The 24,952-nt window shown below is 73.2% G+C and carries 25 protein-coding genes; 18 read left to right on the top strand and 7 right to left on the bottom strand.

The window, feature by feature from the left end; all coding sequences use genetic code 11:
• Positions 1-22: 22 nt before the first annotated feature.
• Genes CLV71_RS21345 through CLV71_RS21335 form a run of 3 tightly spaced genes read left to right on the top strand, consistent with a single transcriptional unit; the run spans position 23 to position 3,081 of the window.
• Entirely contained in the window at positions 23-1,483 is a 1,461-nt protein-coding gene (locus CLV71_RS21345) for a class I adenylate-forming enzyme family protein (RefSeq protein ID WP_208297653.1), read from the top strand.
• A gap of 10 nt (positions 1,484-1,493) precedes the next feature.
• Complete coding sequence (locus CLV71_RS21340; protein ID WP_133904571.1) at positions 1,494-2,291, top strand: FadR/GntR family transcriptional regulator; 798 nt, start codon at positions 1,494-1,496, stop codon at positions 2,289-2,291.
• 22 nt (positions 2,292-2,313) lie between these two features.
• Positions 2,314-3,081 carry an SDR family NAD(P)-dependent oxidoreductase gene (locus CLV71_RS21335; RefSeq protein WP_208297652.1) on the top strand — a complete coding sequence of 256 codons (768 nt, stop codon included), beginning with the start codon at positions 2,314-2,316 and terminating at the stop codon, positions 3,079-3,081.
• Here CLV71_RS21335 and mftR read toward each other — a convergent pair.
• Complete coding sequence (gene mftR, locus CLV71_RS21330; protein WP_133904570.1) at positions 3,035-3,724, bottom strand: mycofactocin system transcriptional regulator; 690 nt, start codon at positions 3,722-3,724, stop codon at positions 3,035-3,037. The two genes, CLV71_RS21335 and mftR, sit on opposite strands and share 47 nt — an antisense overlap.
• Positions 3,725-3,779: 55 nt before the next feature.
• Between mftR and mftA the strand changes: the two genes are divergently transcribed.
• Genes mftA through CLV71_RS21290 form a run of 8 tightly spaced genes read left to right on the top strand, consistent with a single transcriptional unit; the run spans position 3,780 to position 11,269 of the window.
• The gene (gene mftA, locus CLV71_RS21325; RefSeq protein WP_133904569.1) at positions 3,780-3,893 is read left to right on the top strand and encodes a mycofactocin precursor MftA; all 114 of its coding nucleotides are present in this window, start codon (positions 3,780-3,782) and stop codon (positions 3,891-3,893) included.
• 23 nt (positions 3,894-3,916) lie between these two features.
• Positions 3,917-4,186: a mycofactocin biosynthesis chaperone MftB gene (gene mftB / locus CLV71_RS21320; protein ID WP_133904568.1), complete on the top strand. Its 270-nt coding sequence runs from the start codon at positions 3,917-3,919 to the stop codon at positions 4,184-4,186.
• 5 nt (positions 4,187-4,191) lie between these two features.
• Entirely contained in the window at positions 4,192-5,355 is a 1,164-nt protein-coding gene (gene mftC / locus CLV71_RS21315; protein ID WP_133904685.1) for a mycofactocin radical SAM maturase, read from the top strand.
• 31 nt (positions 5,356-5,386) lie between these two features.
• Positions 5,387-6,175 carry a mycofactocin-coupled SDR family oxidoreductase gene (locus tag CLV71_RS21310; RefSeq protein ID WP_243866618.1) on the top strand — a complete coding sequence of 263 codons (789 nt, stop codon included), beginning with the start codon at positions 5,387-5,389 and terminating at the stop codon, positions 6,173-6,175.
• Positions 6,172-7,668: a mycofactocin biosynthesis glycosyltransferase MftF gene (mftF, locus tag CLV71_RS21305; protein WP_133904566.1), complete on the top strand. Its 1,497-nt coding sequence runs from the start codon at positions 6,172-6,174 to the stop codon at positions 7,666-7,668. Before CLV71_RS21310 ends, mftF begins: the two co-directional genes overlap by 4 nt.
• 3 nt (positions 7,669-7,671) lie before the next feature.
• Positions 7,672-8,826 carry a pre-mycofactocin synthase MftD gene (gene mftD / locus CLV71_RS21300; protein ID WP_133904565.1) on the top strand — a complete coding sequence of 385 codons (1,155 nt, stop codon included), beginning with the start codon at positions 7,672-7,674 and terminating at the stop codon, positions 8,824-8,826.
• Complete coding sequence (locus tag CLV71_RS49365) at positions 8,823-10,019, top strand: enoyl-CoA hydratase-related protein (RefSeq protein WP_243866617.1); 1,197 nt, start codon at positions 8,823-8,825, stop codon at positions 10,017-10,019. Before mftD ends, CLV71_RS49365 begins: the two co-directional genes overlap by 4 nt.
• Positions 10,016-11,269 carry an amidohydrolase family protein gene (locus CLV71_RS21290; protein WP_133904564.1) on the top strand — a complete coding sequence of 418 codons (1,254 nt, stop codon included), beginning with the start codon at positions 10,016-10,018 and terminating at the stop codon, positions 11,267-11,269. The genes CLV71_RS49365 and CLV71_RS21290 overlap by 4 nt, the downstream gene beginning before the upstream one ends.
• A 205-nt stretch (positions 11,270-11,474) precedes the next feature.
• Here the strand turns inward: CLV71_RS21290 and folP are convergent, their stop codons facing one another.
• The 4 genes from folP to CLV71_RS21270 all read right to left on the bottom strand — a co-directional run bounded on the left by folP (position 11,475) and on the right by CLV71_RS21270 (position 16,666).
• Positions 11,475-12,287 (bottom strand): dihydropteroate synthase, encoded by an 813-nt coding sequence (folP, locus tag CLV71_RS21285; RefSeq protein ID WP_133904683.1) that lies wholly within the window; start codon positions 12,285-12,287, stop codon positions 11,475-11,477.
• 44 nt (positions 12,288-12,331) lie between these two features.
• Positions 12,332-13,759, bottom strand: a complete 1,428-nt coding sequence (locus CLV71_RS21280) for a FadD3 family acyl-CoA ligase (protein ID WP_133904563.1) — start codon at positions 13,757-13,759, stop codon at positions 12,332-12,334.
• A 2-nt stretch (positions 13,760-13,761) separates the two neighbouring features.
• Positions 13,762-14,940: an amidohydrolase family protein gene (locus CLV71_RS21275; RefSeq protein ID WP_133904562.1), complete on the bottom strand. Its 1,179-nt coding sequence runs from the start codon at positions 14,938-14,940 to the stop codon at positions 13,762-13,764.
• Positions 14,941-15,100: 160 nt separating this feature from the next.
• Entirely contained in the window at positions 15,101-16,666 is a 1,566-nt protein-coding gene (locus tag CLV71_RS21270; protein ID WP_133904561.1) for an AMP-binding protein, read from the bottom strand.
• 70 nt (positions 16,667-16,736) lie between these two features.
• Here CLV71_RS21270 and CLV71_RS21265 point away from each other — a divergent pair, with 70 nt between their 5' ends.
• Together CLV71_RS21265 and CLV71_RS21260 are read left to right on the top strand one after the other, a co-directional pair.
• Complete coding sequence (locus tag CLV71_RS21265) at positions 16,737-17,450, top strand: enoyl-CoA hydratase/isomerase family protein (RefSeq protein WP_133904560.1); 714 nt, start codon at positions 16,737-16,739, stop codon at positions 17,448-17,450.
• A gap of 3 nt (positions 17,451-17,453) precedes the next feature.
• Positions 17,454-18,182 (top strand): alpha/beta hydrolase fold domain-containing protein, encoded by a 729-nt coding sequence (locus CLV71_RS21260; RefSeq protein ID WP_208297651.1) that lies wholly within the window; start codon positions 17,454-17,456, stop codon positions 18,180-18,182.
• A gap of 51 nt (positions 18,183-18,233) precedes the next feature.
• Here the strand turns inward: CLV71_RS21260 and CLV71_RS21255 are convergent, their stop codons facing one another.
• Together CLV71_RS21255 and CLV71_RS21250 are read right to left on the bottom strand one after the other, a co-directional pair.
• Positions 18,234-19,454 (bottom strand): CaiB/BaiF CoA transferase family protein, encoded by a 1,221-nt coding sequence (locus tag CLV71_RS21255; RefSeq protein ID WP_133904559.1) that lies wholly within the window; start codon positions 19,452-19,454, stop codon positions 18,234-18,236.
• Positions 19,451-20,908: an aldehyde dehydrogenase family protein gene (locus tag CLV71_RS21250; RefSeq protein WP_133904558.1), complete on the bottom strand. Its 1,458-nt coding sequence runs from the start codon at positions 20,906-20,908 to the stop codon at positions 19,451-19,453. The genes CLV71_RS21255 and CLV71_RS21250 overlap by 4 nt, the downstream gene beginning before the upstream one ends.
• A 128-nt stretch (positions 20,909-21,036) precedes the next feature.
• On the opposite strand from CLV71_RS21250, the gene CLV71_RS21245 reads away from it, so the two are divergent.
• Genes CLV71_RS21245 through CLV71_RS21225 form a run of 5 tightly spaced genes read left to right on the top strand, consistent with a single transcriptional unit; the run spans position 21,037 to position 24,923 of the window.
• A complete protein-coding gene (locus CLV71_RS21245; protein ID WP_133904557.1) occupies positions 21,037-21,735 on the top strand; it encodes an SDR family NAD(P)-dependent oxidoreductase in 699 nt (232 codons plus the stop codon).
• Entirely contained in the window at positions 21,732-22,484 is a 753-nt protein-coding gene (locus tag CLV71_RS21240) for an NAD(P)-dependent oxidoreductase (protein ID WP_133904556.1), read from the top strand. The genes CLV71_RS21245 and CLV71_RS21240 overlap by 4 nt, the downstream gene beginning before the upstream one ends.
• Positions 22,485-22,497: 13 nt before the next feature.
• Positions 22,498-23,355 (top strand): mycofactocin-coupled SDR family oxidoreductase, encoded by an 858-nt coding sequence (locus tag CLV71_RS21235; RefSeq protein WP_133904555.1) that lies wholly within the window; start codon positions 22,498-22,500, stop codon positions 23,353-23,355.
• 19 nt (positions 23,356-23,374) lie between these two features.
• The gene (locus CLV71_RS21230; protein ID WP_133904554.1) at positions 23,375-23,566 is read left to right on the top strand and encodes a ferredoxin; all 192 of its coding nucleotides are present in this window, start codon (positions 23,375-23,377) and stop codon (positions 23,564-23,566) included.
• A gap of 16 nt (positions 23,567-23,582) precedes the next feature.
• Positions 23,583-24,923 (top strand): cytochrome P450, encoded by a 1,341-nt coding sequence (locus tag CLV71_RS21225; protein WP_133904553.1) that lies wholly within the window; start codon positions 23,583-23,585, stop codon positions 24,921-24,923.
• The last annotated feature ends 29 nt before the right edge of the window (positions 24,924-24,952 follow it).

Genomic DNA, 24,952 nt, shown 5'->3' with positions numbered 1-24,952 from the left:
AAGGATAGTGATAAGAAGGGTTGTGCACAGCATCGCCGGAGTTCTGGACGCGGCGCTCGCGTCCGACCCGCACGCCCCCGCCGTCGAGGCGGCGTCCGGCGTCTGGACCTACGCCGAGCTCGACGACCGGGCCCGACGCGCGGCGGGCGCACTGTGGTCGCTCGGGGTGCGTCCCGGCGACCGGGTCGCGGCCTGTCTGCCCAACGATCTGGACATCGTGGCGGCCTTCCATGGCACACAACGGATCGGTGCGGTCTGGGCGGGCATCGGCGAGGCGCTGTCGGCGGCCGAGCAACGCGAGCTGCGGGAGGTGTGCGACCCGGCCGTCGTGCTGGCCGGGCCACGGTGCCACCTGGACGGTGTCGACCTGGACCGGTGGGCGGCGCTCCTGGCCCGCGACGAACCGGTGCCGCACGTGGACCCGGACGTCGACGCGCCGGCCGGGATCGCCTTCACCAGCGGCACATCCGGTCGCCCCAGGGCGGTCGTGCACAGCCAGCGCAACCTCCTGCTGCCGGGCGCGGTCCTCGTCGCCACCCGGGGCTGGGGACCAGAGCTGCGCAAGGGCGACAGCTTCCCGCTCACCATCCTCAACCTGATGGTCCTGTCCACGTTGCTCACCGCGCAGGCAGGCGGGTGCGCCGTCGTGATGGACCGCCGCGACGTCGACGGGGTCGCCCACTGGATCACCACACGCCGCGTCACCGTGTGGAACGGCGCCCCGGCACAGCTCTACGACCTCGCCGCCCGTCCCGACCGGGACCTCGGGACGCTGCGCGAGGTGTGGAGCGGCGGCGGCGACACCCCGGACTCGGTGCGCGAGGCGTTCGCGGGCACGCACGGGCTCGTCCCCCGGGCCACCTACGGCCTGACCGAGGCGCCGACCGTCGTGGCGATCGACCCGCCGGGGACCGGGTGGCGGCCGGGCGCGAGCGGACGGGTGCTGCCGCACTACGACGTGGCCGCGTACGACGACGACGGCAACCGCCTGCCGCCCGGCGAGCTGGGCGAACTGCGCCTTTCCGCGGCGACCACCGGGCCGTGGGCGGGCCGGTGGCGGCCGATGCTCGGGTACTGGGAGCGCGGCGGCGTCCGGCCACCGGAGCCGGGCCCCGTCGCCACCGGCGACGTCGGCACCGTCGACGAGTGGCTCACGGTGCTGGACCGCAGGAAGCTCGTCATCATCCGCGGCGGGGCCAACGTCTACCCGCTCGAGGTGGAGCGGGTCATCGCCGCACACCCGGACGTCGCACGGGTGGCCGTGTGCGGGATCCCCGACGACCGGCTCGGACAACGGGTGGCCGCCCTCGTCGAGAGCACCGGTCCCCCGCTCGACCTCACGGCGCTCGCCGAGCGCTGCCGGGCCGCGCTCGCCCCGTACAAGGTGCCGGAGGTCTGGTCGCAGGTGGCCGCCCTGCCGGTGAACGCCATGGGCAAGGTCGTGCGCGCCGGGCTGCCCGACCTCGTCCGGGATCACTGTTAGCCTTGCAATCATGGTGACCGCACAGCCGGTGAAGATCGGGCAGCTGCGCATGGCGGAGCTGGTCGCCTCGGCCCTGCGCGACCGGATCCTCGCGGGTGGCATCGAGGACGGCTCGACGCTGCCCAAGCAGGAGGAGCTGATGGCCGAGTTCGGCGTCAGCCACCCGTCGGTGCGCGAGGCGCTGCGGATCCTCGAGACCGAGGGCTTCGTGACCGTGCGGCGCGGCAACCGCGGCGGCGCCACCGTGCACGCGCCCGACATCGGGACCGCCGGCTACGCGCTCGGCCTGACGCTCCAGGCGATGCGGGTCACGGCTCCCGACCTCGGCACCGCCCTCGCCACACTGGAACCGCTGTGCGCGGCGCACTGCGCGCGGCGGTCGGACCGGCGGCGGGCCGTCGTGCCACACCTGAAGGCACTGCTGGCCGAGAGCCTGCGCCACATCGACGACGGCGCGGCGTTCACCCGTGCCTCGCGTGACTTCCACGACGCCATCGTGGGTTTCGAGCCCAACACCACGCTGCGCGTGGTCGTCAAGAGCATCACGTCGCTCTGGTCGGTCCAGGAGGAGGCGTGGGCGGACGCACAGGTGTCGCGGGGCGCGTACCCGTCGCGCACGGACTGCGAGGCCGCCCAGCACGCGCACGAGCGCCTCGTGGCGAGCATCGCGGCAGGCGACGCCGACGAGGCGGCGCGGATCGCCGGGGAGCACCTCACGGCGACCCAGCGCTGGGTGAACCGCACGCTCAGGGACCGGGTGGTCGACGCGGCGTCGGCAGCCAGCCGGGCGCGGTTCCGCCGCGGCTAGAGACCTCGCGCGAAGGAGACCAGTGCCGCCGGACCCCGACACGATGTTCCGCCTCGACGGCCGGGTCGCGATCGTGACCGGCGCGTCGTCGGGTCTCGGCGCGGCCGTGGCCAGGGCACTGGCCGCGTTCGGCGCCCGGGTCGCGGTGGTCGCGCGGCGCCGGGACCGGTTGGCGGAGCTGGCCGAGGAGATCGGCGGCGTCGCCGTCTGCCGTGATCTGTCCAGCGTGGACGAGGTCGGCACGGTGGTGCCCGCGGTCGTCGAGGGCCTGGGTCCGCCGCAGATCCTCGTCAGCGCGGCCGGGAACATGTTCACGACCGAACGCGCCGAGTCCGAGCCGCTCGACGCCGTCCGCCGCACGCTGGACCTCAACCTGGTGGCGCCGTTCCTGCTGGCGCAGGCCGTGTTCCCGCACATGCGTGACGCGGGCCGGGGTGTGGTCGTGAACGTGTCGTCGATCAGCGGCCGGGTCGGCATCCCCGGGATTCCGCAGGCGTCCTACGCGGCGAGCAAGGCCGGCCTGTCCGGGCTGACGGCCGAGCTGGCGGTGCAGTGGGCGCGGCACTCGATCCGCGTGAACACCGTGGCACCGGGCTTCTTCCGCAGCGAGATCACCGGTCCGCTGTACGAGAGCGAGCGAGCCGTCGAGTACCTGCGCCGCAACACCCCGCTGCCCCGGGAGGGCACCGCGGACGACATCGTGGGCGCCGTCCTGTGGCTCGTCGGCGACGCCGGGCGCTACGTCACCGGGCAGACGGTCGTCGTGGACGGCGGGTGGACCGCGCGCTGACCCCGCCGGATTCGCTGCCACTGCCGGGATCCGGCTCTGTGGTCAGCGCGGTGTCGCCGAAACCCGCTGCCAGGGCACGGAGTGCGGCGTCGAGGTAGTGCGTGAGGTCGGCGTCCGCGCGGGCCGACCAGCGTTCGTAGGCCGCCCGGCAGGCGGCGAGGGTGGCGCGGCCCGCGGCGAGCGGGTACAGGGAGTCGCCGGGCTGGCCGGTGCGGCGGCCGACGAACTCGGCGATGGCCCGTTCCCAGGCGTCGTAGTGGACGGTGGCGCTGGCGGCCAGCTCGGGCACGGTGCTGATCAGGTGCATCCGCATGCGCAGCTCGGGCACGTCCTCCGCGCGGTAGTGGTTGGCGGCGATGACCGCCTGGCGCACCGCGACCATCACGGGCAGGTCCTCGGGCGTCTCGGCGAGCATGGCGCGGATCGTCGTGACCTCGTTGTCGAACTCCGCCCACAGCACCTCGGACTTCGCGTCGAAGTAGCGGAAGAACGTGCGCCTGCTGACGCCAGCGGCCTCGGCGATCTGGTCGACGGTCGTCTCGTGGAAACCCTGTCCGGTGAACAGGCGCAGCGCGATCAGCTCCAGCTGGCGGGCGCTGGTGCCACGGGGTCGCCCGCGCCGTCCGGGGCTTGTTTGTGTCACACCGTGACGTTATCGTACTAGATATTCGACACACGGTGCCAAAAAGGAGTTCGCCATGTCGGACAACCAGACGCGGACGATCGAGCAGGACACTCCCGAGCCGGTGCTGGTCGTGGAGGAACTGCTCGTGGAAGAGGTTTCGATCGACGGAATGTGCGGTGTGTACTGAGCGAAGCTTGCGGAGCGAACAGAATGACTGACGTTCTGGACGCGGCCTGGCGCGTGCCGGAGCAGGTGGCGGTGCGACCGGAGCGGTTCGGGGCACTGCTGTACCACTTCGGCACGCGGCGGCTGTCGTTCCTGAAGAGCCCGGCGCTGCTGGCGGTGGTGCGGACCCTCGGCGACTGGCCGACGGCCAGGATCGCCTGTGAGCACGCGGGTGTCGGTGTCGAGGAGCTGCCCGCCTTCCGCGCCGCGCTGACCGCGCTGGCCGCGTCCGACATGATCCGGGAGCGAACGTGACTGTCCTGCCGTTGGTCGAGCAGTTCCAGTACGGGCTCGACGCGCCGATCTGCCTGACCTGGGAGCTGACCTACGCGTGCAACCTGTCGTGCGTGCACTGCCTGTCCAGCTCGGGGCGCCGCGACCCGCGTGAGCTGTCCACTGTGGAGTGCAAGGCGGTCGTCGACGAGCTGGCGCGGATGCGGGTGTTCTACGTGAACATCGGCGGCGGCGAACCGACCGTGCGTCCCGACTTCTGGGAGCTGGTCGACTACGCCACCGCCCATCACGTGGGCGTCAAGTTCTCCACCAACGGGGTCCGGATCACGCCGTCGGTCGCGGAACGGCTGGCGGCGAGCGACTACGTGGACGTCCAGATCTCCCTCGACGGCGCGACCGAGGCGGTCAACGACGCGGTGCGCGGGCCCGGTTCGTACCGGACGGCGTTGCGTGCCATGGAGAACCTGCGTGCCGCCGGGTTCCGGGGGTTCAAGGTGTCGGTCGTGGTCACGCGGGCGAACGCGGGCCAGCTCGACGCGTTCAAGGAGATCGCGGACCGGTTCGGCGCGCAGCTGCGGCTGACCCGGCTGCGGCCGTCCGGGCGGGGCGCGGACGTCTGGGACGAGCTGCACCCGACCGCCGCGCAGCAGCGACAGCTCTACGACTGGCTGCTCGCGCGCGGCGAGGACGTGCTCACCGGTGACTCCTTCTTCCACCTCGCGGCCTACGGCGACGCGTTGCCTGGCCTGAACCTGTGCGGTGCCGGGCGGGTGGTGTGCCTGATCGACCCGGTCGGCGACGTCTACGCCTGCCCGTTCGCGATCCACGAGAACTTCCTCGCGGGCAACGTCCGCGACACCGGCGGCTTCTCCCGCGTGTGGCGGGAGTCCGAGCTGTTCACCGACCTGCGCAGGCCGCAGACCGGCGGCGCGTGCACGTCGTGTTCGGCATTCGACGCCTGCCGGGGCGGGTGCATGGCCGCGAAGTTCTTCACCGGCCTGCCGCTCGACGGACCCGACCCGGAGTGCGTCAAGGGGCACGGGGCGACCGCCCTGTCCGGGGTGGACACCAAGCCGCGACCGTCGCTGGACCACTCGCACCGCGGGCGACCCGTGCCGGTGACGATCGGGATGCGTCGCCCGCCGGACCGGTCCTGCGACGAGAGCCCGCTCGCGGGGTTCGCGCCGTGAGCCGGTGCCGGGCGGTGCGCGAGGAGCCGTGGTGACCCGGGTCGCGCTGGTCACCGGGGCGGCCCGCGGGATCGGGGCGGCGACCGTGGTGGCGCTCGCGACCAGGGGGTGGTCGGTGCTCGCGGTCGACCGGGCCAAGGACGACCCGGCGCTCCCCTACCCGCTCGGCACCGAGACCGACCTCGCCGCCGTGGTCGAGGAGGCGAACCGGCACGCGACCGCGGCGGCCTTCATCGCGGACGTGCGCGACCCCGGCGGGATGGTGGCGGCGGTCGCGGAGGCCGAGTCCCGCTACGGCGGGCTGGACATCGCGGTGGCCGCCGCCGGTGTGGTCGCGGGCGGCGCGCCGCTGTGGGAGGTCCCGGTCGACCAGCAGCGCGCGGTGCTCGAGGTGGACCTCGGCGGGGTGGTGAACCTGGCTCGGGCGGCCGTGCCCGCGCTGCTGCGCAGGCCCGTGCCGCGCTCGGGCCGGTTCCTGGCGGTCGCGTCGGTGGCCGCGACGCGCGGGCTGCCGATGCTCGCCGCCTACTGCGCGGCCAAGGCCGGGGTCGCCGGGCTGGTCCGGGCGCTGGCCGTGGAGCTGGGCGGCACCGGCGTCACCGCGAACGCGGTCAGCCCCGGCTCCACCGACACCCCGGTCCTGGCCGAGAGCGCCCGCCTCTACGGCCTCGACGGCGCACAGGACTTCGCCGCGCAGCAACCGGTCCGACGCCTGCTGGACCCGGTGGAGGTCGCCGAGGTGCTCGCGTTCATCGCCGGTCCCGCGGGCAGCGGCATGACCGGCGCCGTGGTCCCGGTGGACGGAGGACTCTCCCTGTGACAGCGACACCCGACCCCCAGCGCACTGAAGGACGCCTTCGTAACGCCCAGCGTCATGAAGGCGTCCTTCAGTGCGTCCGGCACGCGACCGCCCCACTTCCCGCCGGGTTCCGGATCACGCTCGACGAGTCGACGAGGCGGCTCTCCCCCACCAGCTGGTACGGCGGCTCACCCGCCAGGATCGTCCGGCTCACCCCGGCAGGCCGGGCCGCGTGGACGGAGCTGGCGAACGGCCCGGTCACGAGCGCCGCCGCCGGGGTCCTCGCCCGCAGGCTCACCGACGCCGGGCTCGCGCACCCCGAGCCGCCCGCCTCGACGAACGCGCCCGACGTGACCGTCGTGGTCCCCGTCCACGACCGGGTCGACAAGCTCGTCCCCTGCCTCACCGCCGTGGCACGCGACGGCCACCCGATCGTCGTCGTCGACGACGCGTCCCGCGACCCCGGCGCGGTCGCACGCGCCGCGCGGCGGTTCGGCGCCCGGCTGGTCGTGCGGCCGGTCAACGGCGGCCCGGCCGCCGCCCGCAACACCGGCATCGACGCGTCCGACACCGAGCTGGTGGCCTTCGTGGACAGCGACTGCGTGCCGCCACCGGGCTGGATCGCCGCCCTGGCACGGCATTTCGCCGACCCGCTGGTCGCGGCGGTCGCACCCCGCGTGGTGCCGGTCGCCCCGGACAGCTGGGCGGGCCGCTACACACGTGCCACGTTCGGCCTCGACCTCGGGGAGACCCCCGCCGCCGTCGCGCCGGGCACCCGGGTGGCGTGGGCACCGACGGCCGCACTGGTGCTCCGCCGTGCCGCGCTGGCCGCGGTCGCCCGCGACGGCGACGTGCTCGACCCGGGGCTGTCGGTCGCCGGCGAGGACGTCGACCTGGTGTGGCGGCTGCACGAGGCGGGCTGGCGGCTGCGCTTCGACCCGACCGTCCACGTGCGACACCTGGAACCGGAGACCTGGCGGGGCCTGCTGCACCGGCGGTTCCGCTACGGCACGTCCGCCGCGCCCCTCGCGCTCCGCCATCCCGGCAACGTGCCGCCGCTGGTGCTGTTCCCGTGGCCTGCGGCCACCGTCGCCGCCGCACTCGCACGCAGGCCCGCACTGGCCGCGACCGCCTTCGCGATATCCGTACTGACCACCCGGCAGGCGGTGCGCCACACAGGACAACCGGACCCCGGCGTCACCCGCGTCATGGCGAACGCGGCCTACCGGACGTGGCTCGGCGTCGGCCGCTACGGCACCCAGTACGCGCTGCCGGTGCTGGCGGCGCTCGCCGCACGCCGCGGCCACCGGACCGCGGTGGCGTCGCTGGTGGTCGGCCCGGCGCTGGCCGAGTGGTGGCGCCACCGGCACACCCTGGACCCGGCGCGGTTCGTGCTCGGGCGGCTCGCCGACGACCTCGCCTACGGCAGCGGGGTGTGGGCGGGCAGCGTCACCCACCGCACCGCCGCCGCGCTGCTGCCGAGCATCCGCAGGCGCACCCACCCGAGGACGTGAGACATGGCCTGGTTCGAGTCCGTCGCCGATGCCCAGCGACAGGCGAAGAAGCGACTGCCGACGTCCGTCTACAGTGCACTGATCGCGGGCTCCGAGAAGGGCGTGACCCTGCGGGACAACCAGTCCGCGTTCGACGAGCTGGGCTTCGCGCCACGCACGGCCGGCCTGTCCGCCAAGCGCGAGCTGGCCACGACCGTGCTGGGGCAGCCGGTGTCGATGCCCGTGGTCATCTCGCCCACCGGGGTGCAGGCGGTGTGCCCGCAGGGCGAGGTCGCGGTCGCGCGCGCGGCGGCGTCACGGGGCACGGCGATGGGCCTGAGCTCGTTCGCCAGCAAGCCGGTGGAGGAGGTCGTCGCCGCGAACCCGAGGACGTTCTTCCAGGTCTACTGGTGCGGCACCCGGGACGAGATGCTCGAACGCCTCGCACGGGCCAGGGCCGCCGGGGTGGTGGGTGTGATCCTGACGCTGGACTGGTCGTTCTCGCACAGCCGGGACTGGGGCAGCCCGCACATCCCGGAACGCCTGACCGTGCGGGAGGCGCTGCGGTTCGCGCCGCAGGCCCTCGCGCGACCCCGGTGGCTGTGGGCCTACCTGCGGTCGGGCCGGGTACCGGACCTCACGGTGCCGAACATGGCCACGGGCGGCCAGGCCCCGCCGGCGTTCTTCGGCGCGTACGGCCAGTGGATGCAGACCCCGCCGCCGAGCTGGGAGGACGTGCGCTGGCTGCGGGAGCAGTGGGACGGGCCGTTCCTGCTCAAGGGCGTGTACCGGCCGGACGAGGCGCGGCGGGCCGTGGACGCGGGCGTGAGCGCGATCTCGGTCTCCAACCACGGCGGCAACAACCTCGACGGCACGCCCGCGACGATCCGCGCGCTCCCGGCCGTCGTGGCGGCCGTCGGCGACCAGGTCGAGGTGCTGCTCGACGGCGGGATCCGGCGGGGCAGCGACGTGGTCAAGGCGGTGGCGCTGGGGGCGCGGGCGGTCATGATCGGCCGCGCGTACCTGTGGGGCCTGGCGGCGGGTGGGCAGGCGGGGGTGGAGAACGTCCTCGACGTGCTGCGGGCCGGTATCGACTCGACCGTGCTCGCGCTGGGGCACGACAACGTCCACGACCTCTCCCCCGACGACGTGCTCGTCCCACCCGGCTTCGCCAGATGAGGCGGATCGTGTTGGACGACTGGCACGACGCGGACGAGGAGTCGATCACGCGTGCCGCCGTCGAGGTGGTGGACTCGGTGCAGCTCACGGTGTGTCTCGCGAACCGGCCACCGCCACCGCGCCTGCGGCCCCTGGTGTCGGCGTCGACCCTCACCCTCGCCGGTTTTCCCACCCGGGCACGGGAACTCGTCCCGGTGCCGGACGTGGGGGAGGCAGTCCGCGCGCTGTCCGACGCGGTCCGGCGCCGGCCGCAGGCCGCGGCGGTCCTCGGCAGGCTCCTGCGACAGACCGAACAGCTGACCGTCCCGGCCGGCCTCGCGGCCGAGGCAGCCGCGTACTCGATGCTGCTGGGCGGCGACGAGTTCGCCGACTGGCTGACACGACGCCCACCCGTGCGTGCTGCGGCCGACCGACCGCCCCGGCCGGACGCGACACCCGACCGCTCCCCGGCGCCGGGCGCGGTGCCAGACCTCCCACCCGTGCAGGCCGAGGCGCCTGACCACCCACCCGTGCCAGCCGCGCCGTCCGACCGCCCGCCCGTACCGGTCGCGACACCCGACCAACCACCGACGCCGATCGCGGCCCCCGACCTCCCACCCACGCCGGACACGGGGCCCGGCCGCCCACCCGTGCGGGCCGTGGCGCCCGGGCGGACGCCGGTGCGGGTCGAGCGGGACGGTGACCTCCTGTCGGTCGTGCTCGACCGCCCCGAGCGTCGCAACGCGCTCGGGGCGTCGATGCGGGCGGCGCTGTGCGAGGCGCTCGAGGTCGCGGTGTGGGACGGGACCGTTCAGCGGGTCGACCTGTCCGGCGCCGGACCGGTGTTCTGCTCGGGCGGTGACCTCGCCGAGTTCGGCACCGCGACGGACCTGGTCGCCGCCTACCTGACGCGGCTCGCGCAGGCACCATGGCGTCTCGTCGACCGGGTGCGGGACAAGGTCACCGTGCGCGTGGGCGGCGCGGCGGTCGGTGCGGGTGTGGAGGTGGCGGCGTTCGCGGGCCGGGTCGTCGCCGCGTCGGACGCGTGGTTCGCCCTGCCGGAGGTCGCGATGGGACTCGTGCCGGGCGCGGGTGGGACGGTGAGCGTGCCCCGCCGGATCGGGCGGTGGCGTGCCGCGTGGCTGATGCTCACCGGCACCCGGCTGGACGCGGCCACCGCACTCGAGTGGGGCCTGGTGGACGAGGTGTCATGACCGGACTGCTCATCCGGGACGCCGAGCTGTACGGGATCGGCCGGGGCGACTGCCGGGTGCGGAACGGCACGATCGCCGAGGTGGGCCGGGGACTGCGGCCGGCCCCCGACGACCGGGTCCTCGACGGCGCGGGTGGCGCACTGCTGCCGGGCCTCGCCGACCACCACCTCCACCTGGCCGCGTGCGCCGCCCCCGCCACCGACTTCCCGGCGCTGGCCCACGCGGCCCCCGGCACCGACGGCTGGCTCCGGGTGACCGGCTACGACGACGTCCGGCACGGCCCCCTGGACCGCGACACGCTCGACCGCCTGCGGGGTGAGGTGCCGTTGCGGGTGCAGCACCGGTCGGGCGCGCTGTGGGTGGTCAACTCGGCGGGCCTCGACCGGCTGGGCGCGGCGACCGCGACGCACCCCGGCATCGAACGCGACCACACCGGCCGCCCGACCGGCCGGCTGTGGCGTGCCGACGCGTGGGTGCGTTCGGTGCTCGGCGCGACGGTGCCGGACCTGGCGCCCCTGGGCAGGCGGCTGGCCGCGTTCGGGATCACCCACGTCACCGACGCCACACCGGGAGCCGACCCGGCAGACCTCGTGCTGCCCCAACACGTGCTGGCGCTGGGGACACGCAAGCTGGTCGTCTCCGACCACCACCTGCCCACCCTCGACGAGCTGGCCGAGCAGATCCGGGAGGTACACGCCCGGGGCGGGCCGGTCGCCGTGCACTGCGTGACCCGTGTCGCGCTCGTGCTGACCATCGCGGCGATCGACCTCGCCGGCGGACTGCCCGGCGACCGGATCGAACACTGCGCGGTGGCCGACGCGGCACTGGCGGGCGAACTCGCCCGACGAGGCCTCCGGGTGGTGACCCAGCCGACGCTGGTCTCCCTGCGCGGCGACGACTACCACGACCGCGTCGAGCCGGAGGACAGGCAGGACCTGTGGCCGTACGCGACGCTGCTGCGGGCGGGTGTCCGTGTCGCACCCAGCAGCGACGCCCCGTACGGCGACCCCGACCCGTGGGCGTGCCTGCGCGCGGCGGCCGGGCGGGAGCTGGGCCCCCACGAACGGGTCCCGGTCGAGGTGGCGTTGCGCGGCATGCTGTCACCGCTGACCGACCCGGGCGGACCACCACGCCGCATCACCCGCGGCGCACCGGCCGACCTGGTGCTGCTGGACCGTCCAGTGGCCGAGGTACTGACGGCAACGGTCCGCACCACGATCATCTCGGGAGAACCAGCCCACGAACCCTGACCCACCCGCCCCCGGACCGCCCGACTGCACTGAAGGACGCCTTCCTAACGCTGAGCGTTAGGAAGGCGTCCTTCAGTGCACGGGGCCAGCGGGAGCGGGGGCGCGACCGGCGCTTCGGGCAGGAGCGGCGGTCCGTCCGGCTCGCCGGTCAGCGCCATGGCTCCCGACGCGGCCCAGGCCGGCTCCGGACAGTCCTCCGTGGACATCACGCCAGACCGCGCACACCCGACGACGGCGCCCGGGTACCGCCGATGCTGGCCGCCATCTCCACGACCTGCCGGGTTCGGCGGACCTCGTGGGCGCGGAACATCGCCGCCCCGTGGTGGGCCGCGATCGCCGTCGCGGCGAGGGTGCCGTCGACCCGTTCCGTCAGGCCCACCCCGAGCGTCTCGCCGATGAAGTCCTTGTTGGACAGTGCCATGAGCACCGGCCAGCCCGTCGCCACCAGCTCGTCCACCCGGCGCAGCAGCTCGAGGCCGTGCCAGGTGTTCTTGCCGAAGTCGTGCGTCGGGTCGATCAGCACGCCCTCGCGGGGCACGCCGAGCGCGACCACCTCCTCGGCGCGGCGGACCGTCTCCTCGACCACCGAGGCGACCACGTCGGGGTAACGCACGCGGTGGGGCCGCGTGCGTGGCGGCACCCCGCCGGTGTGGGAGCACACGTAGCCCGCGCCGAACTCCGCCGCGACCTCGGCGAGCCTGCGGTCCGCGCCCGCCCACGTGTCGTTGACCAGGTCGGCGCCCTCGACGAGCGCCGCGCGCCCGACCTCGTGCCGCCACGTGTCCACGCTGATCACCAGGTCCGGGAACCGCGCGCGGACCGAGGCCACGAACGGGACGACCCGGCGGATCTCCTCCGCGACGGTCACCTCGCTGCCGGGCCCGGCCTTGACCCCGCCGATGTCCACGAGGTCGGCGCCCTCGACCACCGCCCGCTCGACCGCGATCATGGCGCGCCGGTCGGTGAACGTGGCGCCCCGGTCGTAGAACGAGTCCGGGGTGCGGTTCACGATCGCCATGACCAGGGCGCGGTCCCGCACCAGTGCCCTGCCTCGGAAGCTGATCACCGCAACCGGTCCTTGCGCACCTTGCCGGAGTCGTTGAGCGGCAACGCCTCCAGGAACTCGACGGACCGGGGCACCTTGAACCCGGCCATCCTGTCCCTGCTCCAGCCGATCAGCTCCTCGGCGGTCACCTCGCCGCGCGGCACCACGAACGCCTTGCCGACCTGTCCGAGCCGCTCGTCCGGCACCCCGACGACCGCGACCTGGTCCACCGCGGGGTGCTCGGCGAGGAAGTTCTCGATCTCGGCCGGGTAGGCGTTGAACCCGCCAACGATGAACATGTCCTTCTTGCGCCCCACGATGCGCAGGCGGCCGGCGTCGTCGAGCGTGCCGAGGTCGCCGGTGGCGAGCCAGCCGTCGGCGTCGACGACCTCGGCGGTCGCGGCCGGGTCGTCCAGGTAGCCCTTCATCACCGTGTAGCCGCGCACCATGACCTCGCCGTCCGCCGCGACGCGCAGTTCCACTCCGTCGCACGCGGTGCCGACGGTGGTCGCGATGTCCTCGAACGAGTCACCCGGCCGCGACGCCGTCACCGTGCCCGCCTCCGTGAGGCCGTAGCCGGTCATGATCGACCGGAACGGCAGCTCCTCGCGGACGCGGCGGATCAGCTCGACCGGGATGTCCGCCGAACCCGTCACCGCGGCGCGCAACGACGACAGGTCCCGGTCCCCGCGCGCGGCGAGCAGCGAGTGGTACAGGGTGGGTGGTCCCGGCAACATCGTCACGCGCTCGTGCTCGACCAGGTCGAGCACGCGGTCGATGTCGAACACCGGCACCGGCAGGATCGTCGCGCCGCGGATGAGGGACGCCACGCATCCCGCCTTGTAGCCGAAGATGTGGGAGAACGGGTTGGCGATCAGGTACCGGTCGCCCTCTCGCAGGTCGGCGAGGTCGCACCACTCGGCGTAGAGCCGCAGGGTCTGGGCGTGGGTCATCAGCACGCCCTTGGGCCGCCCGGTCGTGCCCGAGGTGAAGAAGATGTCGCAGACGTCGTCGCCGCTCGACTCACGCACCAGCGGCGACCCGCTGGCGAGGAAGCCCGACGCCAGGTCGATCGTGGGGACGCCGGGCGGGCCGGTGAAGTCCATGCCGAGGAAGTCCTTGCGCACCAACACGGCCTTCGCGCCGCTCCGCACGACGACGTCGGCGGCCTCGGCGGGTCTCAGCCTGGTGTTGATCGGCACGAGCACCCCGCCCGCGGTCAGCAGGCCGAACGCCGCCACGATCCACTCGGCGGAGTTGGGGGCCCAGACCGCGACCCGGTCCCCCTTCGCCACACCCGCGGACGCGAAGGCGCCCGCGGCGACCTCGACCCGCGCCACCAGCTCGGTGAACGTGAGCCGCAGGTCGCCGTCGACGACCGCTTCGGCGTCGCCGAAGCGGTCGGCCGCGCTTTGCACCATGCGTGGGATCGACGCCCAGGTCACGGCTACACCGCGACGAGCCGGGCGAGGTTACCGCCCATGATCTTCGCCTGGTCCTCCTGGGTCATCCTCGCGAGCGCGTCGACGTAGGTGACCGGGTCGGCGAGGCCCTCGGGGTGCGGGTAGTCCGAGCCGAAGAGCACGCGCTCGACCCCGATCACGCCGGCGAGGTCGGCCATGTCCTCCTCCCAGAACGGGGAGATGTTGATGCGCGAGCGGATCTCCTCGACCGGATCGGACGGGAAGCCCTGGGGCTGCTTCTTGTAGACGGTCGCCAGCTGGTCGAGCAGCGGCACGAGCCAGGCCGACCCGTTCTCGATGACCGCGATCTTCAGCTCCGGGAAGCGGTACAGCGCCCCGTGGCAGACCCACGACGCGATCGCGTCGGTGACCGGCCGCCACTCGGCCACCATGCGGAACGTGTCCGCCTGGAACGGTCGCATCTCCAGCCGTGAGCCCTCCCAGTCCGCGGAGTAGCGGGCGTAGCCGCTGTCGGACGAGTGCATCGCGACCAGGACACCGGACTGCTCGACGCGCTTCCAGAACGGGTCGAACTCGGGCATCGCGAAGGACCGCGAGCCGCCGTACCCCGGCACCGGCGCCGGTCGCACGAGGATCACCCGCGCACCGCGCTCGAGGCACCAGTCCAGCTCCTCGATCGCCTTGTCCACGATGGGCAGGCTGATCACGGGCGTGGTGAAGATGCGGCTCTGGTAGTCGAACGACCAGGTCTCGTGCAGCCACTGGTTCAGCGCGTGGACGACCACGTGGATCAGCTCCGGGTCGTCGCGCATCCGCTCCTCGATCAGGCTCGCGAGCGTCGGGAACATCAGCGTGCGCGCGATCCCCAGCTCGTTCATCAGCTCCAGGCGCGGCCCGGGCTCGCGGAACGCCGGGATCGCCTTCATCGGCTTGCCCGTCACCTCGCGCAGCGTCTTGCCCTCGGGGTTGCCGTCGCGGTAGTAGTCCTCCCACGCACCGGGCCTGGCCACCACCTCGAAGGTGGGGTTGGGGATGTAGTCGCTGATCTGGCCACGGATCGCGATCTTGGTGCGGCCCTTCACCTGCACGTACTGGATCGCGCCCTCGTAGGCGGCCGGCAGGTACCTGGTGAGCGCGTCCTCGGTCTCATACAGGTGGTTGTCGGCATCGAAGAGGGGGAACGGCAGCTCGCGCGTTGGCATGAGATCCTCCTTGTCACTTTGCGAGAATCATATTCTCACCAGAGCCAACCCCGCAACGCCGAAGCCGTCCCGCTCCCGCCCGGCGCACTGAAGGCGTCCTTCAGTGCACTGGGCGTTCTGAAGGCGTCCTTCGTTGCGCTGGGTGTAAGGAAGGCGTCCTTCAGTGCGTCGGGTGCGGGGTCGGGGTCGGGGTTCGGGTGGCTGCCAGGTTTTCGCGGAGTACGAACTTCTGGACCTTGCCGCTCGCGGTGCGTGGGAGGTCGGCGACCTCGTGCAGTTCCTCCGGCCACTTCTGCCTCGCGAGGCCCGCGGCCGCGAAGTGGTCCCGCACCTGCGCGAGGGTGGGCAGTACCGCGCCGGGGCGCAGGCGCAGCAGTGCGGCGACGTGCTCGCCGAGCCGGTCGTCCGGGGCCGCGACCACCACCGCCTCGGCGACGCCCGCCATGCCGAGCAGCACCTCCTCGACCTCGGCTGCGCTGATGTTCTCGCCGCCCCGGATGATCACGTCGGACTTGCGGTCGGTGATCGTGAGGTAGCCGTCCTCGTCGAGCACGCCGACGTCGCCGGTGGCGTACCAGCCCTCGTCGTCGAAGGCGCGCCTGGTCAGGTCGTCGTCGGTGTAGCCGAGGCACAGGTCGGGGCCGCGGGTCAGGATCTCGCCGTCGGGTGCCAGCCTGATCTCCACGCCGGGCAGCACGTCCCCGTCGGTGAACAGGCGCTTGGCCTCGGGCGCGGTGTGGCGCGAGCCGGTGACCGACGGGTGCTCGGTGCTGCCGTAGGAGCGGAACACCGTGATGCCCAGCGCCGCCAGCCTCGTCGTGACCGCCGCGGGCACGGACGCGCCGCCGAGGCCCGCGTACCTCATGTGCGCCAGGTGCGCGGGCGTGAAGTCGGGGTGGTCGAGCAGGCTCGTGACGTAGTACGGCGCGCCGCCGCCGACCGTGAGCCCGTCGGACACCATCAACGCCAGCGCCCGCGCGGGGTCCCAGGTGTCGGCGAGGTGCACCGGGACGCCGTCCAGGACCGGGATCAGGAACGCGTTGACCATGCCGATGAAGTGCCCGACCGGCGCGGCGGTGAGCTGCCGGGCGCGGTCGGGCGGGTACAGGCCGGCGAGCTGGCGCGTCTCGTGCCCGAGCGTCTGGTGGCTGTGCACCACACCCTTGGGGTCGCGGGTGGTACCGGACGTGAAGGCGATCAGCGCGCGCCCGGCCGGGTCGGCGGGGAGGGTGCCGGGCATGGGCTCGTCGGCGAGGAGATCGTCGAAGTCGCGGCCCACCACGCCGACGACCGGCACGTGCGCGCACAGGTCGGGCTGGTGGGTCAGCCGCCCGAAGCTCTCGGCGCCGACGAACACCGTCGGCGAGACCTCCTCGAGGATGTAGCCCAGCTCCTTGCGGCCGTAGAAGTGGACGATCGGCACGACCGCCGTCCCGAGGAACGCCGACGCCCAGAAGACGGCCGCCGCCTCCATCCAGTTGGGCAGCTGGAACGCGATCACGTCGTCCGGGCCGACGCCGCGTCGCCGCAGCCCCGCCGCGAGCCTGCGCGCGACGTGCTCGACGTCGCGGAACGTCCCCGCCCACGGCCGCACCGCCGAGTGCACGCGGAACACCGCGTCCGGCGCGGCTTCGAGCCCTCGGGCGAGCAGGTCACCGATGGTGTCGCGGGTCCACCACCCGTGCGCCTCGTACCGCTCGGCCAGCTCGGCGGGGATCTTTCGCATGCTTGAACATGCTATTCTCCGTACAGGAGAATGCCAATATCACGCGGGGCGAACACCGGGAGTGCCGCCGATGGTCGAGCTGGAGCTGGACGACGGGCTGGCGGTCGTCACCATCGACCGGCCGCACGTCCGCAACGCCATCGCCCCGGCCACCATGGACCAGCTGGAGAAGGCGCTCGTGGCCGCGGCCGACGCGCGGGCGCTGGTGATCCGGGGCGCGGGCGACCGGGCGTTCATCTCGGGGGGCGACCTCAAGGAGCTGAGCGCGATCCGCACCGAGGACGACGCCACCGCGATGGCGCTGCGGATGCGGGGAATCTGCGACCGGCTCGCCGGCTTCCCCGGTCCGGTGCTCGCGGCACTCAACGGCCACGCCCTCGGCGGCGGCGCGGAGGTCGCGGTCGCCGCGGACATCCGGGTGGCCGCGGATGACGTGAAGATCGGGTTCACCCAGTCGACGCTCGCGATCATGCCGGCGTGGGGCGGCGCGGAACGGCTCGCCTCGGTGGTCGGCCGCAGCCGCGCGCTGCTGCTCGCGGGTTCCGGCGCAGTGTTGACCGCGGCGCAGGCGCAGCGGGTCGGGCTGGTCGACGAGGTGCTCCCCCGCGCGTCGTTCGAGGCGGGGTGGCGCGCCATGGCGCGGTCGCTCGCGACCCCGGCGGCGCGGGAGATCAAGCGGGTCGTCGCGGGCGGGGTCACCGCCGGCGATGCGGCGCGGGCGTTCGCGCGCCTGTGGGTCGCCGAGGCGCACTGGTCGGCAGTGGCCCGGACGCGGAAGGGATGAGTCGTGGCAGCTGACGTGCACCTGGAGACCGGCCGGTTCGGCACGGTCGTGCGCCCCCGCGAGGCGAGCGGGGCGACCGTCCTGCAGCTCTCGACCCGGCCGGACGGGTCGGTGTCGGGCGTGGGCCTTGCCGAGCGCCTCGCCGAGCGGACTGGTGCCACCGTCGTCTGTTCCGGGTACCGGCCGTCGTTCCCGGCGGCGCTGGCGGACGCGCGGGACGCCTACCGCTTCGCACAGGACCTCGGCCGGGTCGCGATGGTGGGCGGGGAGATGCTGGGGGCCGGGCTCGCCGCCTCCCTGCTGGTCGACCTGCGGGACACCGACGAGCCGATGCCGGGCTGCATGGTGCTGAGGTCGGCGCTGCTCGACCTGACGCTGGACGCGAAGAGCCTGCAGTTCAACGCGAGCACCGATCCCCGGTTCGACCTGGCCGAGGCACGCCGGTTCGCCGCGGTCTACGCCGCGGGACTGCCCAGGACCGACTCCCTGCTCAGCCCGCTGCACGCCAACCTCGACGGCCTGCCGCCGGTGCGGCTGCTGGTGGCGAGCAGCGAGTGCCTGCTCGACGACTCGCTCGGCTTCGCCGCCCGCGTCGCACACCACCGCATCCCGGTGGACCTGCGAGTCTGGCGGGACGCGGAGACCCTGCGCGAGGAGGCGGTCGGCGCGACCGCGGAGTTCCTCGCGACCTGGGGCGCGGCCGAGCGCCACGGTTCCGCGCGTCTGCGCTGACACGCGGCGGGCAGGCCGACGCGCCCACCCGCCGCCGCCCGGGACTCGTCGTCAGGTGACCGCGCCCGTCGCCTTGAGGGCGATGACGCGGTCCCAGTCCAGGCCCAGTTCCGTCAGGATCTCCTCGGTCTGCGCGGCGAACTCCGGCGCCGCCGCCAGGTCCGGGGACCGCACGTCGAACTGCACTGGGCTCGCCACCAGGTCCAGCTCGCCGGCGCGGACGAGGTACTCGTTGGCCTCCACCTGGCCGTCGTCACGCAGGTGCAGGGTGTCCTGTACCGGGGCCCACGGGCCGGACAGCGTGGTGAACCGCTCGGCCCACTCGGCGAGGGTGCGGGTCGCGATGGCCTCGCGCAGGAGCTTCACGGCCTCGCCGGTGTTCTCGGCGATCAGTTCGGCGGTGGCGAAGCGGGGGTCGTCGGCCAGCTCGGGCCGGTCGACGTGGCGGCACACGTCGGCCCAGAACTTCGTCGGCTGCAACATGACCAGGCTCAGGTAGCGGTCGTCGGCGGTGCGGTACAGCCCGGTGAGCGGGTTGGTCGGGGAGCCGTGCCTGCCCGCCTCCGGTGCGACCCAGGCCCGGTCCAGGTGCAGCGACACCCCGATGGCCTGGCCCATCGCCCACAGCCCGCTGCCGAGCAGCGAGACGTCCACGACGGACGGTTCGCCGGTCCGCGCACGACGGAACAGCGCGGCCGCGATGCCGCCCGCGAGGTTGGTGCCGGAGATGGTGTCCCCGTACGCGGGCGCGGGCGGGTTGATCAGGCCGGGCACGTTCGGCGGGGTGATGCTGGCCGCCGTGGACGCCCTGGCCCAGAACGCGGTCATGTCGTAGCCGCCGCGGTCGGCCTCCGGACCGCGCGGGCCGAGCGCGCTCCCCCGCGCGTAGATGACCTCCGGGTTGACCGCCCGGATGTCGTCGACGTCGATCCCCAGCCGCTGCCTTGCGCCGGGCAGGAAGCTCGTCAGGAACACGTCCGCCCTGCGCACCAGCTCGTGCAGGACCTCCCTGCCCTCCGGCTTGGCCATGTCCAGGCCCAGGCTGCGTTTGCCGCGGTTCGCGTGCTCGATGTTCGGGTTCGGGTCGCCCTCCACGCGGTACGCGCCGGTCTGGCGCAGCCCCCGTTGCGGATCGCCGGTGACGGCGTGCTCCACCTTGATCACGTCCGCGCCCCAGTCGGCGAGCACGGCGCCCGCCGACGGGACGAACCCGTACATCGCGACCTCCAGGACGCGGACGCCGTCGAGGGGACCGGTCGGCGCCGCGCTCACGCGACCACCGCCGCGAACGTCTTGCGCTCCAGGAACTCCTCGAGCCCCGCCACACCCATCTCCCGGCCGATGCCGGACTGCTTGTACCCGCCGAACGGCGCGTCGGGGGCGAAGTAGTTGCCGCCGTTGATGCTGAACGTGCCGGTGCGGATCCGCCGCGCCAGCGCGACCGCGCGGTCGGTGTCGCGGCTGTGCACCGCGCCCGACAGGCCGTAGACGGAGTCGTTGGCGATCCGGACCGCGTGCTCGTCGTCGTCGTACGGGATCACCGCCAGCACCGGGCCGAAGACCTCCTCCTGCGCGATCTCGGCCGACGGGTCCACATTGGACAGCAGGGTCGGCTCGTAGAAGTACCCCGGGTCGATCCGCCTGCCGCCGGTCACGAGCGTCGCCCCGCCCTCGACCGCGCGCGCGACCATGCCGTCGACCTTGTCGCGCTGCCGCTCGCTGATAAGCGGCCCCATGAACGTCTTCGGGTCCGCCGGGTCGCCGGTGCGCACCCGGCCCATGTTCGCCGCGACCTGCTCGACGATCTCGTCGTGGTGTGCCCTCGGCACCAGCAGCCGCGACGTGAGCGCGCAGCCCTGGCCCGCGTGCGAGCAGATGGTGAACGCGGCGAACTGGGCCGCCGCGGCGAAGTCGGCGTCGTCCAGCACGATCATCGCGGACTTGCCGCCCAGCTCCAGGAAGACGCGCTTGATCGTGCCGCTCGCGGCGGCCATGATCCGGCGGCCGGTCGCCGTGGAGCCGGTGAAGGTGACGACGTCGACGTCCGGGTGCGTGGTGAGCACCTCGCCGACCGCCGCGTCCGACGAGGTGAGGATGTTGACCACGCCGGGCGGGAGGTCGGTGTGGCGCGCGATCAGCTTACCGAGCGCCGCGGTCACCAGCGGCGTGTCGGGCGCGCCCTTCAGCACGACCGTGCAGCCTGCCGCGAGCGCGGGCGCGAGCTTCGCCAGTGCGAGCTGGTTCGGGTAGTTGTACGGGATGATCGCGGCGACCACGCCTGCCGCCTCCTTCTCCACCCAGCGGCGGTGGCGCCGGCCGCGGATCTCGACCTCGCCGAGGTCCTCGGTCATCGGGTGGTCACGCAGCAGGTCGGTGTAGAAGCGGACCAGCTCGATCGGCTGCTCGAGCTGGGCGCCGTGGGTCAGGATCCTCGGGGCGCCGACCTCCGCGATCGTCAGCTCCCGCAGCTCCTCGACGTGCTCGGTGAGCGCACGGTGGAACTGTTCGAGGCAGCGCAGGCGCAGGGCCGTGTCGGTCGCCCACGTCGTGTGGTCGAACGCCGCGCGGGCGGCGGCGACACTGCGCTCCGCGTCGGCGGCCGTCGCGTCCGGCGCGAGACCGAGCACCTCGCCGGTGGCGGGGTTGACCGAGGCGAACGTCCGCATCCCCGCCACCAGCCTGCCGTCGATCAGCAGGCCCCTTCCCGCGTCCGTCTGGGTTCGCATCCGGTCTCCTCACCTCAGCGTGGAAGTCTGGTTCTCAATATCGGAAATACTACATTCACTTGGGGAGAACGGGAGAGTATGGTTCTCGATCAGCGGGAAGGAGATTCCGTGGTCGAGGAGGCGTACTGATGAAGACGGCCGTGGTCACCGGAGGCGCCTCCGGCATCGGGCAGGCCATCGCGCGCAGGCTTGCCGCCGACGGCCACCACGTCGCCGCCCTCGACCTGTCGGACACCGAGGGCGGCGAGACCGCGGACGTGACCGACCCGGCCGCCGTCGCCGCCGCGCTCGCCGCCATCCGCACGCGGCTCGGGCCCGTCACGATCCTCGTCAACGCGGCGGGCCTGGACGGGTTCAAACGGTTCGCCAGGCTCGACTTCGCCACCTGGCAGCGGGTCATCGACGTCAACCTCAACGGCGTCTTCCACTGCGTGCAGGCAGTCCTGCCGGACATGACGGCGGCGGGCTGGGGGCGGATCGTCAACATCTCCTCCTCCAGCGCGCAGTCCGGACAGCCGTTCATGTCCCACTACGTCGCGGCCAAGTCGGCGGTCAACGGGCTCACCAAGGCACTCGCCCTGGAGCTGGGCCCGGCGGGCATCACGGTCAACGCGGTGCCGCCCGGTTTCATCGACACCCCGATGCTGCGCAGGGCCGAGGAACGCGACCTGCTCGGCGGCTCCGTCGAGTACCACGTCGAGCGGACCCCGGTCCGGCGCGTCGGCAGACCCGAGGACATCGCGGCCGCGTGCTCGTTCCTGGTGTCCGAGGAGGCCGGGTACATCACCGGCCAGATCCTCGGCGTGAACGGCGGGCGCAACACATGACGCGTGTCGGTTTCGTGGGCGCGGGCCGGATGGGGCTGCCCATGGCGCGCCGGCTCGCCGGGTCAGGCCACGAGGTCGCGGTGCTCGGCCGGTCGGAGCGGAAGCGGAAAGCGCTGGCGGACAACGGGTTGGCTGCGGTGACGAGCCTGCCGGACGTGGACGTCGTGGTGGTGTGCGTGTTCACCGACGAGCAGGTCCGCGAGGTGTGCCTGGACACCGCGTTGCCGCGTGGGGCCACGGTCGTCGTGCACACCACGGGCGACCCGCGCACGGTCGAGGAGATCGCCGCGCGGGGCCACCCCGTCGTCGACGCGCCGGTGAGCGGCGGCCCGCACGACATCGCGGCCGGGCGGGTCACCGTGTTCGCGGGCGGCACGGACGCCGACATCGCGCGGGTCCGGCCGGTCCTGCACGCCTACGCCGATCCGGTGCTCCACGTCGGACCCCTGGGCGCCGGGCAGCGGGTGAAGCTCGTCAACAACGCGTTGTTCGCCGCACAGGTCGGCCTGGTGGCCGCCGCCGTCCGGCTCGGCGAGCGGCTGGGCGTGGCCGAGGCCGTCCTCCTCGACGCGCTCCCCCACGGCAGCGCCGCGAGCCGCGCGCTGACCGGCGTCGCGGCCAGGGGCTCGGTCGCGGCCTTCGCCACGGCCGTCGGGGACTTCGTCGGCAAGGACATCGACACCGTCAGGGCGGTCGCCGCCGAGCTCGGCGCCGACCTCGGCGCGCTCGAGTTGGCAGTGCACCAGTAGAAGGGCAGGAATCATGGGACGCGTGCAGGGCAAGGTCGCCTTCATCACGGGCGCGGCGCGGGGTCAGGGCCGCAGCCACGCGGTCCGGCTGGCCGAGGAGGGTGCCGACATCATCGCCGTCGACATCTGCCGGGACGTCGAGTCGGTCAGGTACGCCATGGCCACGCCGGAGGACCTCGAGGAGACCGTGCGCCTGGTCGAGAAGCAGGGCAGGCGGATCGTGGCCGCGCAGGCCGACGTGCGGGAGCCCGCGCAGCTGCGTGCCGCGCTCGAGCGGGGCATCGCCGAGCTGGGCAGGCTCGACATCGTGGTGGCGCAGGCAGGAATCGCGCCCATGAAGGGGAACCCGCCGCTGCAGGGGTGGGCCGACGTCGTCGACATCAACCTCGCCGGCTCGGTCAACGCGGTGCACGCGGCGCTGCCGCACCTGAGCGAGGGCGCCTCGATCATCGTCACCGGCTCGACCGCCGCGCTGATGAACGTCATCGCCGAGGATCCCGGCGCCGACCCGGGCGGCACCGGTTACCAGTTCTCCAAGCGCGCCGTCGCGGAGTACGTGCACGAGCTGGCGCGGGTGCTGGCGTCGCGGTCCATCCGCGCCAACGTCGTGCACCCGACGAACACGAACACGCCCATGCTGCAGAGCGAGCCGATGTACCAGTCGTTCCGCAAGGACCTCGAACACCCGACGCTCGAGGACGCGCTGCCCGCGTTCCCCGCCATGCAGGCGATGCCGATCCCGTGGGTCGAGCCGGTCGACATCAGCAACGCCGTGCTGTTCCTCGCCTCCGACGAGGCCCGCTACATCACCGGCATGCAGCTGCGCGTCGACGGCGGCGGCTACCTCAAGTCCCACGACTTCCAGCGCTGACCCACCACAGGAGGACATCGTGAAGGTGCGGGTCGACCCCGACCGCTGCCAGGGCCACACGCTCTGCGCCATGATCGCGCCCCGCGCGTTCCAACTCGACGACATCGACGGCCACTCCTCGGCGGTCAGCGAGGACGTCGCGGCCGACCTGGAGGACGGCGTGCGCGAGGCCGCCCATACCTGTCCAGAGCAAGCGATCTTCATCTCCTAGGCGAGGGACAGCACACATGGACGACGAGGACCGCAAGCGCAACCGGTTCGACTTCGACCGGCACACGCCGCAGTACCGCGAGCAGTTCGAGACGATCACCGAGCAGATGCAGTCGCGGTGTCCGGTCGCCTGGTCGGACACCTACGGCGGGCACTGGGTCGCGAGCGGCGCACGCGAGGTGTTCGAGCTGGCCCGTTCGGCGGACAAGCTGTCCAACGACCACGACGTGGCCGGTGAGCGACGCGGGTACCGGGGCATCTCCATCCCGGCCCCGCCCAGAGCACGGGGACGCCGTGGCGGTTTCCTCGAGATGGACCCGCCGGAACAGCGCTACTACCGGCAGGCGCTCAACCCCTACCTGTCCCCGGCCGCGATCAGCCGCTGGGTCGCGTTCATCGACGAGGTGGTGCGCGCGAGCCTGGACGAACGGATCGAGAGCGGGCGCATCGACTTCGTCGACGACCTCGCCAACGTCGTGCCGGCGGTGTTCACGCTGGCGATGATGGGGATCCCCCTCGACCACTGGGAGATCTACTGCGAGGCCGCCCACGCCCCGATCTACACCCCGCACGACTCGCCGGACATCGTCCGGGTCGGCAAGCTGCACGCGGAGATGACGCAGGACCTGGCCCACCAGCTCGCCACGATCCGGGCGAACCCCCGGCCCGGTCTGATCGACGCGTTGGCCACCGCCGAGATCGACGGCCGGACCCCACCCGACGACGAGCTGCTCGGTGTGCTGAGCCTGCTCATCGGCGGCGGGTTCGACACCACCACGGCCCTCACCGCGCACGCACTGGAGTGGCTCGGCGAGAACCCGGCCGAACGCACCAGGCTGAGCGAGGGACGGGACACGCTGCTGGACTTCGCGACCGAGGAGTTCCTGCGCTTCTACACCCCGGCCCCCGGTGACGCACGCACCATCGCGGTCGACTGCGAGATCGCGGGCACGTCCTTCAGGGAGGGTGACCGGCTGTGGCTGTCCTGGGCGATGGCCAACCGGGACCCGTCGCTGTTCCCGGAACCCAACCAGATCGACCTGGGGCGCAGAGGAAACCGGCACCACAGCTTCGGGTTGGGCATCCACCGCTGCATCGGCTCGAACGTCGCGCGGACCGTGTTCAAACGCATGATCGTCGCGGTGCTCGACCGGATGCCGGACTACGTCTGCGATCCCGACGGCACCGTCCACTACGACACGATCGGCGTCATCCAGGGCATGCGGCAGCTGCCCGCGACCTTCACCCCCGGCCCACGGCTGGGCCCGGGTCTCGAGGAGACCCTGACCGCCCTGCAGGCGATGGCCGACGAGCAACGCCTCGCCGAGCCGGTGGCCAGGTCGACGAGCACCCGCTGAGCGAGGAGACGACTGTGCCCGGGCGTCCC

This window comes from Actinophytocola oryzae (genome assembly GCF_004364325.1).
Lineage (GTDB): Bacteria > Actinomycetota > Actinomycetes > Mycobacteriales > Pseudonocardiaceae > Actinophytocola > Actinophytocola oryzae.
This window is presented reverse-complemented; position numbering and strand designations above follow the sequence as displayed.